Origin of the sequence: Stutzerimonas stutzeri (assembly GCF_024448895.1) — a bacterium.
GTDB lineage: Bacteria > Pseudomonadota > Gammaproteobacteria > Pseudomonadales > Pseudomonadaceae > Stutzerimonas > Stutzerimonas stutzeri_Q.
On sequence record NZ_JAMOIC010000006.1, the window covers coordinates 270,184 to 283,750 of the forward strand.

Genomic DNA, 13,567 nt, shown 5'->3' on the forward strand with positions numbered 1-13,567 from the left:
TCAGACGTACTGGTAACGCAGCATCCTTTGCTTGAATTTTTCCAGGACGACTTGATCGATCAATGTCGCGAGAATCGCAATGACCAATATATTCATCATGACCCCGGCCATATCGGCGATCTCGCCCGAATAGGCTAATGAGCGCCCCAACCCCTGGCCGAAACCAATGAGCATCTCGGCGGAAATCAGCGCCCGCCAGGCGTTACCAAAAGCCAACTGCGCACCGGTTATGAGTTCAGGCATCACGGCGGGAAGATAGACGCGACGCAATAACTGCCAACGCGAAGCACCCATTACCCGAGCAGCCGCAACGTGCACTGGCTGGACACTTTCGGTGGCATTCATCACCGACAGCGCCATTGGGAAAAAGGCAGCGAGCGCCACCACGACGATAATCGGCAGGTTACCGAAGCCCATCACGATCAGAAACAAAGGCACCCAGGCAATCGATGGGATCGACTGCAAAATCACGATGGCCGAGCGCAGGATCTCGCGGAAGAAAAACAACACCCCCCCGAGTAACCCGAAACCGATGCCAAACAACAGTGCAAAGCTGTAACCACTGCCCAATCGACTCATGCTGCCGTACAGCCCCTCTCGGAACACGGGCTCCTGCACGTTGGCGAACAGACGCTCGAACACGACAGGAATACCGGGCATCAGGAACGCTGGAAGACTCCATGCCGCAATTTGCCAGATCAGCAGGATGAACAGGATGGCCAATACCACGGCCAGGTATTTTTTCGGACCGGTAAGACGACGTCCCTGACTCATCAGTGGCCTACCTCCGTCTTGATGCCCAGCAACCGCAGAATCTCGCGCCGCTCTGCAGCAAATTCAGAAAGGTCGTGGCTTTTTTCACAATGAGTGAAGTTGAAGGTTTTAAGCACCTTCGCGGGTCGGGCACTGAATACCAGCACGTGGTCAGCCAGATAGAGCGCCTCGTCAACATCGTGGGTGACCAGCAGAACGGTCGGCTGATGCTCGTCGATCAGCTCGCGCAGAACATCCTGAAGCGCCATACGAGTCAGTGCGTCCAACGCGCCGAACGGTTCATCCAGCAACAGGACTTCAGGCTTGGCAATGAAGGCCCGGGCCAGCGCGGTACGCTGGCGCATGCCACCGGACACCTGATGCGGATAGTAATGCTCGAAGCCGTCCAGGCTGACCCGGGCAAGCCAGGCCTTGGCCTGCTCAAAAGCATCGCCCTTGGCCACACCTTGAAGCTCCAGCGCCATTGCGACGTTGCCCTGCAATGAAAGCCATGGATAGAGGGCATGCTCCTGGAAAACCAGGGTTCGCCGCGGACTTGGTCCGGGAATTTTTTTGCCATCGGCGAGGACCCGGCCTGACGTGGGGTCCTCAAGTCCGGCCACCAGATGCAGCAACGTTGATTTGCCACATCCAGAAGGTCCAACCAGGGCCACTAGTTCGCCCTGGGCGAACTCACCGCTGAAGCCCTTGATGACCTCCAGCTGCCCAAAGCGTTTGTCTACTTCTTCAAACCTGAGCTGCATAGCGCGTTGAAGACCTCAAGTATTTGCCCGACTGCGGGGCTGAATGACACTGCCCGGCGCTAGGCCGGGCAGTTGATGGAGCAATCCGACGCTCGCTTCAGAGTTCGCGCGCCTGCTGCCAGGACAGATCGAGAATCCCGCTCGTATCGAACGGCTTGCCGTCACGAGTCTTCAGCGATCCAAGCTCCTGAAGAATGTCGGCCAATTCCTGGATACGGGCTACGTCGTCGCTGCCAAGCTTGGAGCTGAACGTTTGAGTGGCGATGGCTTCTTCGATGACCACTTCACGAGGCAGATCACCGCGATTGAGGGTCTTTAACGTTGGTTCTGCAATGAAGTAGTTGGCGATGAGCTTCGCTGCTTCAGCTGGCTGGCTTTCCAGCATTTCGATGGCTTCACGCTGGGCATCGAGCGACTTCCAGACAGCCTCTTTACGCTTTTCCAGGGTGTCGCCGGAAGTAATCACAACCATGCATGGGAAGGGCCAGACCTCACCAATCTCATAAACCTGCTTAACAGGCGCTACGAGCTGAGCAATTCGGTCATAAGGCTCAAAGAGGAAAGCTGCATCAGTACGACCCGACACCAGCGATTGAACAGCAACGGCTGGGCTGGTTCCCATGATGTTCACGTCGCTGGGGGTCAAGCCAGCCGCCTTGAGCGTAACGCCGCGCAGCACGGCGTCGGCGGTGCTGCCCTCCTTCTGCGAGGCGAGGATCTTGCCCTTGAGGTCCTCGATCTTCTCGATGCCGGTGCCTTCACGCGCGACGATGGAGTGATAGCCCTGCTGGGCGCCTCCAACGACCTTGAGGTCGGCACCCTTGGACGCCCAGGCAACTGCGTTGGTAAAACCAAGCACGCCTGTATCCAGCTGACCGCCAATGATGGCCTTGATAAGGTCGGTACCAGAGCTGAATTCCACGAGTTCTACTTCAAGGCCGTGCTTTTTATAAAACCCGCCCTCGTGGGCAACCATTGCCTGAGCATCATCCATTACACGGATGTATCCGACTTTGAACTTCTCCTGGGCCTGAGCAAATGCGCTCATTAGCACCAGTGCGGGAATTAGCCAGTGTTTAGCTTTCATCATCGACCTCGGATTCGTAGGCAGCGCTTCGCTTATAACGGAATCAAAGGTTATTGTTCCATATAGATATAAGCGTATTCTGGCTTAGAACTTTACACGAAGTGATGAGTGATCGGCACTACCTTGCTGCCATAAACCGCGAACTCATGGTTATAAGGGTTGAGTGGGCAGTCGGATACGTCAGCCTACAAAGTGATTGTGTTTCGCCCGGCCAACGCATGGGCGAGTGTGCCACCGTCCACGAGATCGAGCTCCCCGCCTAGCGGTACGCCGTGTGCTATACGGCTTAGCGTCAGGCCTTTGGGGATCAGCAGCTGAGCAATGTAGTGCGCCGTCGCCTCACCTTCAACGGTGGGATTGGTGGCGAGTATGGCCTCGCTAAAGCTTCCCTCCGCTACCCGTACCAGCAGTTCGGGAATACCTATGGCCTCGGGGCCCAGACCATCAAGCGGAGAGAGATGGCCTTTAAGGACGAAGTAGCGACCGCGAAAGCCTGTCTGCTCTACTGCAAACACGTCCACGGGGCTTTGAACGATGCATAGCAGCGCATCATCCCGCCGTGGGTCGGCGCACTGCGGGCAGAGATCGTCTTCGCTCAAGGTTCGACACTGCCGGCAGTAACCCACCTCTTCCATAGCACGGGAAAGTGCCTGCGCTAAACGAAGGCCGCCACTGCGATCACGCTCGAGCATTTGCAGCGCCATGCGCTGGGCAGACTTCTGCCCCACGCCGGGAAGAATACGTAGCGCGTCTATGAGCTGACGAATAAGCGGACTGAAGGACATGGGCTCACCGGTGGGGGACGAAGCGGAAGTTTGGCAGATGATCGGTATCGGGTTCGCCCCGAACCTTCTAGCTGATTCCGCCAGAGCGGAAGCTAAGGTTCGGGGTGATTAGTACGGGCGCCAGAACGGCGCTCGTGAGTGGTCAGAAAGGCATCTTGAAACCGGGCGGCAGTTGCATGCCGTCAGTCATGCCAGACATTTTCTCCTTGCTGTTCAGCTCGATTTTTCGCACAGCGTCATTCACCGCGGCGGCGATCAGATCCTCGAGGATTTCCTTGTCTTCCTGCATCAGGCTGTCGTCGAGACTGACACGCTTGACGTCGTGCCGGCCGTTCATGACGACGCTAACCAATCCAGCGCCGGACTGGCCGCTCACCTCTGCGTTGGCCAGCTCTTCCTGCATCTTCTGCATTTTTTCCTGCATCTGCTGAGCCTGCTTCATCAGGCCTGCCATGCCACCTTTCATCATGGGGATTTTCCTCGGATCAGGGTTCGGAATGTTCTACGGGTTCGATAGTGCCGTCACGAATGACGGCGGCAAACTGTTGCATCAGTTGTTGCACCACGGGGTCCGATTGAATCGATTGCTCCGCCGCGCGCTGCCGCTCACCGCGTCGGCGCGCGGCAGCCTGCGCAGGTGTTTCCTGTCGCGGCGTCTGTAACTCGATGTCCAGATTGATCGTGCGGCCGTGATATTGATTCAGTGCGTCATTCAAACGACGGTGCTGGGTAGCATTGAACAAGGCACTTTGTGCGGGATCGAGATGCATCAGCCAGCGATCTCCATCCACCGAGATCAATGTGCAGTTGGCCGCGATGCTACCGGTTAAACCACCGAGACCAAGCTTCAGAAAGATCTCCAGCCACTCGGCTGCCAGTCCGGTCGCCGGCTCGATTGCTGGGGAAGGCTCAGGGGCCTTTGCCTGCTCAGCCACGTCGTCAAGGCCGTCCATGAAGGCTTCGGCCTGGGTTTCCACCTCGAAGTAATCTTCGTCGGTCAACGGCGGCTCGTCATCATCAGGCTCATTCACCTCGATGACGGTCGCATGATGCTCGGGTGAGTCAGCCGGCGTGGTGAACTGCTCAACCGCTTCGGTCTCGACCGCTACCGGGGGAATTGCCGGCGGCTCATTCCAGGGCACATCGACAACTGGTAGCTCTCGGTCCGCCCCGGCCGGGGCCACTGCTTCCGAACTTGGCGCTTTCTTCAAGCCTGAGGGTACCGAGGTCGAGGCAGGTACCAGCTGGGCAGCCATGACAAGGTTTGTATCCGAGAGCGTCGGTTCCGATGGCTGTGTTGCTGTCGGAGCTGTCGGAGCTGTCGAAGCTGTCGAAGCTGTCGAAGCTGTCGAAGCTGTCGAAGCTGTCGAAGCTGGGACCGGAGCGGCCTCTGAATGTGCCGTGCCGGCCACTTCATTCGTTTTGGAATCAGTTGTGGCCGAACTGATTCCCAAGGTCTTTAGCGGTGTTCGCGGCGCGTCGTCACTGCTAGCGGGACGAAATGCAAGCATACGCAGCAAGACCATTTCGAAGCCGCTGCGAGGATCGGGTGCCAAAGGCAGATCACGTCGACCGATCAGGCCCATCTGGTAGTAGAACTGCACGTCTTCGGCGGGCAATGCCTGCGCCAGCGCGAGGACTCTGTCTCGATCGCCCTGCCCGTTATCCACCGCGTCCGGCAATGCCTGAGCCACCGCAACGCGGTGCAGCACATTGAGCATTTCTGCCAGCACACCGCCCCAGTCGGGGCCCTGCTCAGAGAGGTGACGTACTGCTTCGAGCAACGCTTTCGCATCACCTTCCAGCAGCGCCTGCAGCACACCGTAAACCTGCCCGTGATCGAGTGTACCGAGCATGCTCCGGACATCAGCCGCGAGGACCTTGCCTTCCCCGAAGGCTATGGCCTGATCGGTCAGGCTCATGGCGTCGCGCATGGATCCATCGGCGGCGCGACCCAGCAGCCAGAGGGCATCCTCCTCGAATGGCACCTGCTCGACGCCGAGCACATGGGTGAGGTGTTCGACCACGCGCTCGGGCGGCATGTTTTTCAATGAGAACTGCAGGCAGCGCGAAAGAATGGTTACCGGCAGCTTCTGCGGGTCCGTTGTTGCCAACAGAAATTTGACGTGCGGAGGCGGCTCTTCGAGCGTCTTGAGCAGCGCATTGAAAGAATGCGACGAGAGCATATGCACTTCGTCGATCAGATAGACCTTGTATCGCCCACGGCTGGGAGCGTACTGAACGTTGTCCAGCAGTTCGCGCGTATCCTCGACCTTGGTACGGCTCGCGGCGTCGACTTCGATAAGGTCGACGAAACGACCTTCATCGATTTCTCGGCAGACTGAACATTCGCCACAAGGCGTAGAGCTGATGCCGGTTTCGCAGTTGAGGCATTTGGCGATAATCCGCGCGATGGTGGTCTTGCCGACTCCGCGCGTACCGGTGAACAGATAAGCGTGGTGCAGGCGCTGGCTGTCCAATGCGTTAATCAGGGCCTTGAGCACATGCGTCTGCCCGACCATTTCGCGGAACGAGCGCGGACGCCATTTACGGGCTAGTACCTGATAACTCATAACACCATCGCGGGATAAAGCAGAGGACGGGTAATGCTAGCGGAGCAGGCCACAAATTGCATCCGGCCTGTGTTCGCCCTTCTCGCGTCAACAAGGTGTCAGGATTTCAACCGTGCACCCAACGCTCGGACTACTCGCTCAAGCTCAGGCGCGACGGAGCTGAACTCAATCTGCACGCCGTCCACTTCCCGACGCTGCGGGTAGTGCTTGCGAAGCTGGTCGAATTCCACGCGACGTTGATCCCCGTCAGCGCTCAGGCTTCGACGAAACGCGGCGTCATCCCGACGTGGGTCGTAGACGGCTCGGCAGATAGTCGCGAGTAAATCCTCAGGCTCGATCGATGCATCAAAAGACAGGCCACGAAGCGGTGCCGCGGGCATCAACTCAGCCAGTTCCACCTTCGGCTCCAGCCCCTTGCTGGCGCAGAACGCCTGATAGATCTGCGCCGTGCCGCGCAACTTACCGTCCAGGCTGTAACCGGCGATGTGCGGCGTCGCGATCCAGCACAGTTCAGCCAGCGAAACATCCACTTGTGGCTCCCCTTCCCAGACGTCGAGCACTGCCTGAATGTCCGTGCGACGCGCCAGCTGATCACGTAGCGCCAAATTATCTACGACCGCACCGCGGGCAGCATTGATCAGCCATGCCCCGGGACGAAGCTTTTCCAGTCGATTGGCATTCAGCAAATGGAAGGTCGAGTGCTCGCCGTCCAGCGTCAAAGGTGTGTGCAAACTGATGACGTCGCATTCCCGCATGATCTCGTCCAGATCAACGAATTCGCCCAGTTCGCTCGCCTGGCGCAGCGGATCGCAGACTCGGACATCCCAGCCCAATCCCCGCAGCACCTCTACCAGCCGGCCACCTACCTCCCCTGCGCCAATCACACCATAACGGCGACGCTTAAGCTCGACGCCTTCGCCTTCGGCCAGCGCCAGCAGACTGCCAAGCACGTAATCGACCACGCCGCGTGCATTGCAGCCAGGCGCGCTTGCCCAGCTAATTCCAGCCTCGTCGAAATAATCGAGATCGAGATGATCGGTTCCGATCGTGCAGGTGCCGACGAAGCGCACCGAGCTGCCTTCGAGCAACTCACGATCAACACGGGTCACTGAGCGCACCAGCAGGACCTCGACATCCTCAAGCGCGGCCTTGTTTATCTGTCGTCCAGGCATGCGGCGAATCTCCCCATGTTCTGAGAAAAAAGCGTCGACCAGTGGAATGTTTTCATCGGCAAGGATGCGCATCAGCATAGCTCCGTCATTAGCTAGCCCATTCTAGACCGCGTCGCGCAGCTCTGCTGCCTTCCCGATTGCACCTCGCGCGGCGTAGACTAGGCCGCTCCTGTATACAATCTGGATAACACGTAATGCCCACTGAGCTCAGACTCAGACGGGTGCGCATTGAACTGCGTACCCTCTTCTCCCTCGCCCTGCCGATGATGATCGCCCAGTTAGCGAATACCACCATGGGCTTCGTGGATACCTTGATGGCGGGCCGGGTCAGCCCACACGACCTCGCGGCAGTCGCCCTCGGCAACTCGATCTGGGTGCCGGTGTTTCTGCTGGTCACCGGCATCATTCTGGCGACCACCCCCAACGTCGCTCAGCGCTTCGGCCGAGACCAGCACGACCAGATCGGGCCGTTGGTACGTCAGGCACTGTGGATGGGGCTTGGTGTGGGGACGCTGTTCGCTGTGTTGATGTGGAATGCCGAACCGGTGCTGCACCTGATGAATGTCGAACCGGCCCTGATCGAGCCGACGATGGCTTACCTGCGTGCAGTTGCATGCGGATTCCCGGCGGTTGCGTTGTATCAGGTCCTGCGCTGCTACAGCGATGGGCTTGGCCACACCCGGCCGAGCATGGTCGTCGGGATTCTCGCGCTGATGCTGAATATCCCGCTCAACTACATATTCATCTACGGCAAGCTGGGCCTTCCAGCCATGGGCGGTGTCGGCTGCGGCTGGGCCACTGCACTGGTCATGGGTTTCATGCTGCTGGCGATGCTGTTCTGGGTACGCCGTGCCGCCTATTACCAGCCAAGCCTGCTGTTCGCCCGTTTCGACTGGCCGGACTGGTCAGTACTGAGCCACCTGCTTTCGGTTGGCGTGCCTATCGGTGTGGCGGTGTTCGCCGAGGCCAGCATTTTCTCGGTCATCGCGCTGTTGATTGGCGGCCTGGGTGCGACCGTTGTGGCGGGCCACCAGATCGCGCTGAATTTCACCTCACTGATTTTCATGATCCCGTTGTCGCTGGGAATGGCCATCACCATCCGAATCGGCCAGGCACTGGGACGCGGTACGCCGCGCGATGCACGCTTCGCTGCAGGCGTGGGGATCATTTCGAGCCTGGTGTACGCCTGCTTTTCCGCTGGCGCCATGCTGCTGTTCAGTGAGCAGATTCCCCGGATCTATACCACCGATTCAGCAGTGATCGCCGTCGCCGCCAGTCTGTTCTTCTACGCTGCGCTGTTCCAGTTTTCCGACGTTGTGCAGGTCACGGCAGCCGGCGCGCTGCGAGGGTATCAGGACACTCGCATGACCATGATATTCACCTTGTTCGCCTACTGGGGAATCGGCCTGCCGGTCGGCTACGCGCTCGGTCTGACCGACAAGCTTGGTGAGCCCACCGGTCCAGCAGGATTGTGGCAGGGGCTGATTGCGGGCCTCAGCTGCGCAGCCATTCTGCTTAGCATTCGCCTGGCACGAAGTGCGCGCCGTGCGATACGCCAGCAAGCCGCCGTGACGGCTTCGCATCGCTGACATCGCTCTTCATACCTCCATCCCGAGCAAGACCGCACTGAGCACCAGAAACAAGCTGAAAAGCGCGCGCAGGACTCTCTCCGGCAAGGCGTGCGCCAGCTTCACACCCAGGCTGATGCTGAGCAGCCCGCCTGCCGCTAGTGGCAGGCCTAGTGCCCAGTTGACCTGGCCATGACTGGCATAGGTGAACAGCGTTACCGCCGTGCTCGGTGCCGCCAGTGACAGTGAGAGGCCCTGAGCTACTACTTGAGACGCCCCGAAAACGCCGGTGAGAATCGGCGTGGCAATCACTGCTCCGCCCACGCCGAACAGCCCACCGAGGACCCCGGCACCAGCTCCCAACGCACTCAGCCACGGCCAGGGATAGCGAAGTTGAGTGCTGCCCACCTGTGTTCGCAGAAATACCCGCAGCAACGTGTAGGCAGCCAACGCCAGGAGGAATCCAACGAAGGCGATGCGCATGCGGCCGGGGTCCAACGAAACCGCGAAAGCAGCACCGGCAATGGCAAAGCAGAAGCTGGTCACGCCCAGCGCCAATGCGTGTCGAAACTCGATACGGTTGCGCTGGTGGTAGCGCCAGATCGCCAGAAGCACGTTGGGGACGACCATCACCAGGGCCGTGCCTTGCGCTACCTGTTGGTCCAAACCGAAGAGCACGCCGACGACCGGGATTGCGATGAGGCCCCCGCCGATGCCGAACAGCCCTCCGAGGGTTCCAAGCACCATTCCCAGCACGACATTCAGCCCAATCACTAACAAATCCATTTACTGTCACCAGCTCAAAAGGACGATCCTAGCGATGCCGGTCTGGCCGCGAAACGCAAAGCCACGCACAATGCTTGTGCACTATTGGCAAAACGACGACCTTCATGAAGTCTGATGCGCTCACCGAGCAACTGAAGCTATATCTCGACGTTCTTGAAAACGGCAGCTTCTCTGCAGCAGCTCGACTGCATGGATTAACGCCCTCTGCTATCGCGAGGCGTATCGACGCGCTGGAAGCATCACTTGGCTGTCAGCTCGTCAGTCGCAGTACGCATGCCGTCAAACCGACGTCTGCCGGACGCGCTTTTGCCGATCGAGCGCGACGTATCGTTCAGGAAATGCAGTTCGCGCGCGCTGAACTCTCAGCCTCTCAGAGCATTCCGGCAGGCCACATACGCATTGACGCTCCGGCACCCTTTGGTCGCCGTCATCTGGCGCCCGCGCTGGCCGACTTTCTTCAGGCGTACCCAGGCGTCGATATCCAGCTCCGGCTGATCGACAGCTTTATCGATCTGCAAGGGGACCACCTGGGCAAGGTTGACCTGAGCCTGCGCATTGGCCCACTTGCCGATACGCGCCTGGTCGCAACGCCGTTGGCGCCCCTTACGCGCATCGCCTGTGCCAGCCCCGGCTACCTGCAACTGCGAGGGATACCGCAAGTCCCGTCAGAACTGCCAGACCACGACGGCCTCGACTGGGATGGACTTTCGCCGCCGCATGCGTGGCGCTTCGGGCATGAAGGTAAACATATTCTGTTCAAGCCGCGGCGCTTGCGGATGGTGGCAAACAATGCCGAAGCACTGCTGAGCGGAGCCCTTAACGGCTTGGGGATTGCGCACCTTCCCACATGGCTGATCAGCGAATATTTGCTGCGCGGCGAGCTGCAGCCACTGTTCTGCGAGCACGGATTGCCACCACCGGAGCCCAGCGGCATATACGCTTTGCGCCTTACAAGGGAAACCGACTCGCGCAGCCGGCTATTGCTGGAATTCCTGAAAAATCGCTTCGGCCCGGTCCCACGATGGGACCAGGCGCTGCAAAGCGGCCTCGGTCTGGGTTGATATCAGACGGAACAGCCGGAGAGCTCCTGGGTGACACCCCAGCCATCGAGCACTCCGCCAAGCGGTTCGACAAGATCTTCGAGGTCCTGCTCGAAATCGCCGATGCCATCAAAGGTTGCGTACATTACTTTGCTGACCTGGAGGTCCCAGGCGCCATCATCGCGGGGAGAAATCTGAGTATTGACGCATTCGCCGCGAAAATTACTGGCCACGGCGATTGCTCGTTCGCGGTCAGGAAACACAGCGTAGAACTCGATTGGATGAACGCGAGCGAAATCGAAACCGCCCTCTTTCATCCGCAAAAGCACATTGCTGCTTACATCCTCATGGAAGGTGGTACTCATAAAACAACCTCCTCGCACTCATGGATGACAATTTCAGGAATGGAAAAACCTCTAGTACAGCGCAGGTGCCGGCAGGAGTCCGGCGTGATTTGACGTGTATAAGCGAAGTGCCCGAACGGCCGATCTATAGCTATCGGATGCACACGGCAGCATGGCTTGCCCGACTCAACCGCCCTTCGAACATACGGCCTCTGCATCGCTACTGCAATGGACAACCGAGCAGAGATATCGATCCGGCTGCCATACAGTCGGATCGATCAAGAGCGGTATGAATGAGAAAAGACCGAGATCAGTCGTTGCTGGGCTTGTTGATGGCCTGAAGCACGTACTGCGGAAGAGCGAACGCCCCTAGATGAACATGAGGATTGTAGTAACGCGTAACGATTCCACTGCCGGCAAAGCGCTGACAGAGCGTCTCCAGCGATAGCTTGCGACTGTCCGAATCGCAGGCGCCCCATGCAAAGGTCATCGCACCGCCGATGTAGGTCGGCACTGCGGCCTGGTAGAAATGCCAATCCGGGAACAGCCCGTTCATTCGCTTTGCAGTGGTCTGAACCTCGGCTAGCTGCATGAACGGCGTGCCATTCTGCGTGACCAGGATGCCGCCATCATTGAGGCAGCGACGGCACGCCTGATAGAAATTCTCGGAGAACAACACCTCGCCAGGACCGATGGGGTCAGTGGAGTCGGAAATGATCACGTCGAATTTTTCTTCGGTAGTCGCTACGAAGCGCATGCCGTCATCGATAACCAGATTTAACCGCGGATCGTTGAAGGCACCCTTGGAGTGCTCCGGCAGGAACTCCTTGCACATCTCGACCACGGTGCCATCGATCTCGACCATGGTGATGCTTTCGACATCGCGATGCTTGGTCACCTCACGCAGCATGCCGCCATCACCACCGCCGATGATCAACACGCGCCGCGCCAGACCGTGTGAAAGAATCGGAACGTGAGTAAGCATCTCGTGATAGATGAACTCGTCCGCTTCGGTGGTCTGTATGACACCGTCAAGCGCCATGACGCGCCCCATGCGAGCGTTTTCGAAGATAACCAGGTGCTGATGCTCGGTGCGTACTTCGTGAAGCATCTTGTCGACCGAGAATCGCTGGCCGTATCCCTCGTAGAGAGTTTCCTGATAGTCGCTCATGGGGTATCTCCCAGATGGATGGCATAACGGGGGAGCGCGCTACCCCCGATGGCAAAGAGGCGCATTCTACTTTGGTCTCATGACAGGTGGAACCGCGCCGTTCCAAAGCGCGTCAGGTGAAGACAGCCCTATCACTGAACGCTATCTTCGACGCATGACCATCGTCCATCTACCCTATAGCCCGCCCTGGAACTGGATGCAGTTCTATCAGCATTTCGCGTTGCGCCTGCTCCCTGGCGTCGAGGTCCTCGAGCTTGAACGTTACGTTCGCAGCGTACGATTCGGCGGAAATGTTGGATGGCTCAGCGTCCGGCCTGCGCCCGGCCAGCATGCCCTTGAGCTGAACGTGAGCAATTCAATGAGCGCACATCTGCCTGCCCTCTCGACGCGCGTTCGCAAGATGTTCGATCTCGATACCGACCCGAGCGAACTGGCCCGTCATTTCGCGACCGACCCGCATTTAGGCCCGCTGGTCGCGGCAAACCCAGGGCTTCGTTTACCCAGCGCCTTCGATCCCTTCGAGCAGGCTGTGCGCGCCATTGTCGGGCAGCAGGTTTCCGTCAAGGCTGCCGTGACCATCACCGGCAGGTTGGTTGAACGGCTGGGTGATGAATTGATCTGCGCGCCTGAAACGCAGCCGCAAGGGTTGCTCAAGCTGTTCCCAAGCGCGGAGGCCATCGCCGCATCCGAACTCGAAAATATCGGAATGCCCGGCAAGCGGGTCGCGACACTCCAACGACTGGCCGCCGCGGTAGCCGGCGGAGCGCTTGAGCTGGTTATCAAAGATGGCGTGGACCAACTGGCCCGGCGGCTGTGCGAGCTTCCAGGTATCGGGCCGTGGACAGCGCAATACATTGCATTACGCGGCTTTGGCGAACCCGATGCGTTTCCCGTCGCGGATCTCGGGTTACTTAAGGCTCCAATGTGGGGCAGTGAGGGGATTAGCGCCCGAGCGCTACTGAACCGGTCAGAGGCCTGGCGCCCTTGGCGAGCCTACGCCGCAGTTCATATCTGGCAGAACTATAGTGACGCGGCCTCCCCAGTGGGAGGAAAGGTCAAGGCGGCGGGATCCGCCCAATCACTTTCGGGGAACCCTTGATCGGCAGCGCAAGGACCAGCGCTTCACCGGATCGCGGGAACACCCCGGTCAGCGCAGTGACATTTACCTGATGGGTGACGAGAATTATTGGAGATTGGGCAGACAACGAGTTGAGAAACTCTGCCAGCTGTTCGGTCTGCGTGTCTTTCTGATTCTGACGCACAAAAAACGAATCCAGCAGGGGTAACGGTTCCACCTCATCGGCAAAACGCATTCGTTCTGCAGTCTCCAGCGCCCTGCACCAGCGGCTGCTGTACACCTTCGGCTGGTTTATACCGTTATTTCGCAGCAGCTCACCCCAACGCTTCGCCTGGCCACGACCATGGCCGTCGAGATTACGTTGCGTTGCACAATCTCCCAGTACGAATCCTGCAGGATCACCGATTCCAGGTGCGGAAGCGTGACGCATGAGGAGAGCCGCTCGA

General features: G+C 58.9%; 14 protein-coding genes and 1 pseudogene. 3 read left to right on the forward strand and 12 right to left on the reverse strand.

Translation table 11 applies throughout. The annotated features are described in order from the left end of the window. From NA619_RS10015 to pdxB, 7 genes are all read right to left on the reverse strand, one after another. On the reverse strand, window positions 1-774 hold the full coding sequence (locus NA619_RS10015) for an ABC transporter permease (protein WP_255961702.1): 774 nt from the start codon (window positions 772-774) through the stop codon (window positions 1-3). After that, window positions 774-1,517: an ABC transporter ATP-binding protein gene (locus NA619_RS10020; protein ID WP_255961703.1), complete on the reverse strand. Its 744-nt coding sequence runs from the start codon at window positions 1,515-1,517 to the stop codon at window positions 774-776. The genes NA619_RS10015 and NA619_RS10020 overlap by 1 nt, the downstream gene beginning before the upstream one ends. Window positions 1,518-1,614: 97 nt before the next feature. Further along, on the reverse strand, window positions 1,615-2,604 hold the full coding sequence (locus NA619_RS10025) for an ABC transporter substrate-binding protein (protein WP_255961704.1): 990 nt from the start codon (window positions 2,602-2,604) through the stop codon (window positions 1,615-1,617). Between the two features lie 185 nt (window positions 2,605-2,789). Then, window positions 2,790-3,389, reverse strand: a complete 600-nt coding sequence (recR, locus tag NA619_RS10030) for a recombination mediator RecR (protein ID WP_255961705.1) — start codon at window positions 3,387-3,389, stop codon at window positions 2,790-2,792. Between the two features lie 142 nt (window positions 3,390-3,531). After that, on the reverse strand, window positions 3,532-3,858 hold the full coding sequence (locus NA619_RS10035; RefSeq protein WP_255961706.1) for a YbaB/EbfC family nucleoid-associated protein: 327 nt from the start codon (window positions 3,856-3,858) through the stop codon (window positions 3,532-3,534). A gap of 16 nt (window positions 3,859-3,874) precedes the next feature. Then, window positions 3,875-5,962: a DNA polymerase III subunit gamma/tau gene (gene dnaX, locus NA619_RS10040; protein WP_255961707.1), complete on the reverse strand. Its 2,088-nt coding sequence runs from the start codon at window positions 5,960-5,962 to the stop codon at window positions 3,875-3,877. Between the two features lie 98 nt (window positions 5,963-6,060). Continuing rightward, a complete protein-coding gene (gene pdxB / locus NA619_RS10045; RefSeq protein WP_255961708.1) occupies window positions 6,061-7,206 on the reverse strand; it encodes a 4-phosphoerythronate dehydrogenase PdxB in 1,146 nt (381 codons plus the stop codon). Window positions 7,207-7,328: 122 nt separating this feature from the next. On the opposite strand from pdxB, the gene NA619_RS10050 reads away from it, so the two are divergent. Beyond that, on the forward strand, window positions 7,329-8,723 hold the full coding sequence (locus NA619_RS10050) for an MATE family efflux transporter (protein WP_255961709.1): 1,395 nt from the start codon (window positions 7,329-7,331) through the stop codon (window positions 8,721-8,723). A gap of 9 nt (window positions 8,724-8,732) precedes the next feature. On the opposite strand, the gene NA619_RS10055 is transcribed toward NA619_RS10050, so the two are convergent. Beyond that, window positions 8,733-9,488, reverse strand: coding sequence for a sulfite exporter TauE/SafE family protein (locus tag NA619_RS10055; RefSeq protein ID WP_255961710.1), 756 nt, complete (start codon window positions 9,486-9,488; stop codon window positions 8,733-8,735). A gap of 104 nt (window positions 9,489-9,592) precedes the next feature. Here NA619_RS10055 and NA619_RS10060 point away from each other — a divergent pair, with 104 nt between their 5' ends. Next, entirely contained in the window at window positions 9,593-10,549 is a 957-nt protein-coding gene (locus NA619_RS10060; RefSeq protein ID WP_255961711.1) for a LysR family transcriptional regulator, read from the forward strand. A 2-nt stretch (window positions 10,550-10,551) separates the two neighbouring features. Here the strand turns inward: NA619_RS10060 and NA619_RS10065 are convergent, their stop codons facing one another. Next, complete coding sequence (locus tag NA619_RS10065; RefSeq protein ID WP_255961712.1) at window positions 10,552-10,893, reverse strand: ribonuclease E inhibitor RraB; 342 nt, start codon at window positions 10,891-10,893, stop codon at window positions 10,552-10,554. A gap of 289 nt (window positions 10,894-11,182) precedes the next feature. Next, on the reverse strand, window positions 11,183-12,043 hold the full coding sequence (gene speE / locus NA619_RS10070; protein WP_255961713.1) for a polyamine aminopropyltransferase: 861 nt from the start codon (window positions 12,041-12,043) through the stop codon (window positions 11,183-11,185). Between the two features lie 154 nt (window positions 12,044-12,197). Between speE and NA619_RS10075 the strand changes: the two genes are divergently transcribed. Next, complete coding sequence (locus NA619_RS10075) at window positions 12,198-13,142, forward strand: DNA-3-methyladenine glycosylase family protein (protein WP_255961714.1); 945 nt, start codon at window positions 12,198-12,200, stop codon at window positions 13,140-13,142. Here the strand turns inward: NA619_RS10075 and NA619_RS25210 are convergent. Both NA619_RS25210 and NA619_RS25215 read right to left on the reverse strand, forming a co-directional pair. Next, window positions 13,099-13,356, reverse strand: coding sequence for a hypothetical protein (locus NA619_RS25210; protein ID WP_423836821.1), 258 nt, complete (start codon window positions 13,354-13,356; stop codon window positions 13,099-13,101). The genes NA619_RS10075 and NA619_RS25210 overlap by 44 nt on opposite strands. Next, window positions 13,357-13,551, reverse strand: a pseudogene (locus tag NA619_RS25215) (histidine phosphatase family protein); the annotation flags it as partial. Between the last annotated feature and the right edge of the window lie 16 nt (window positions 13,552-13,567).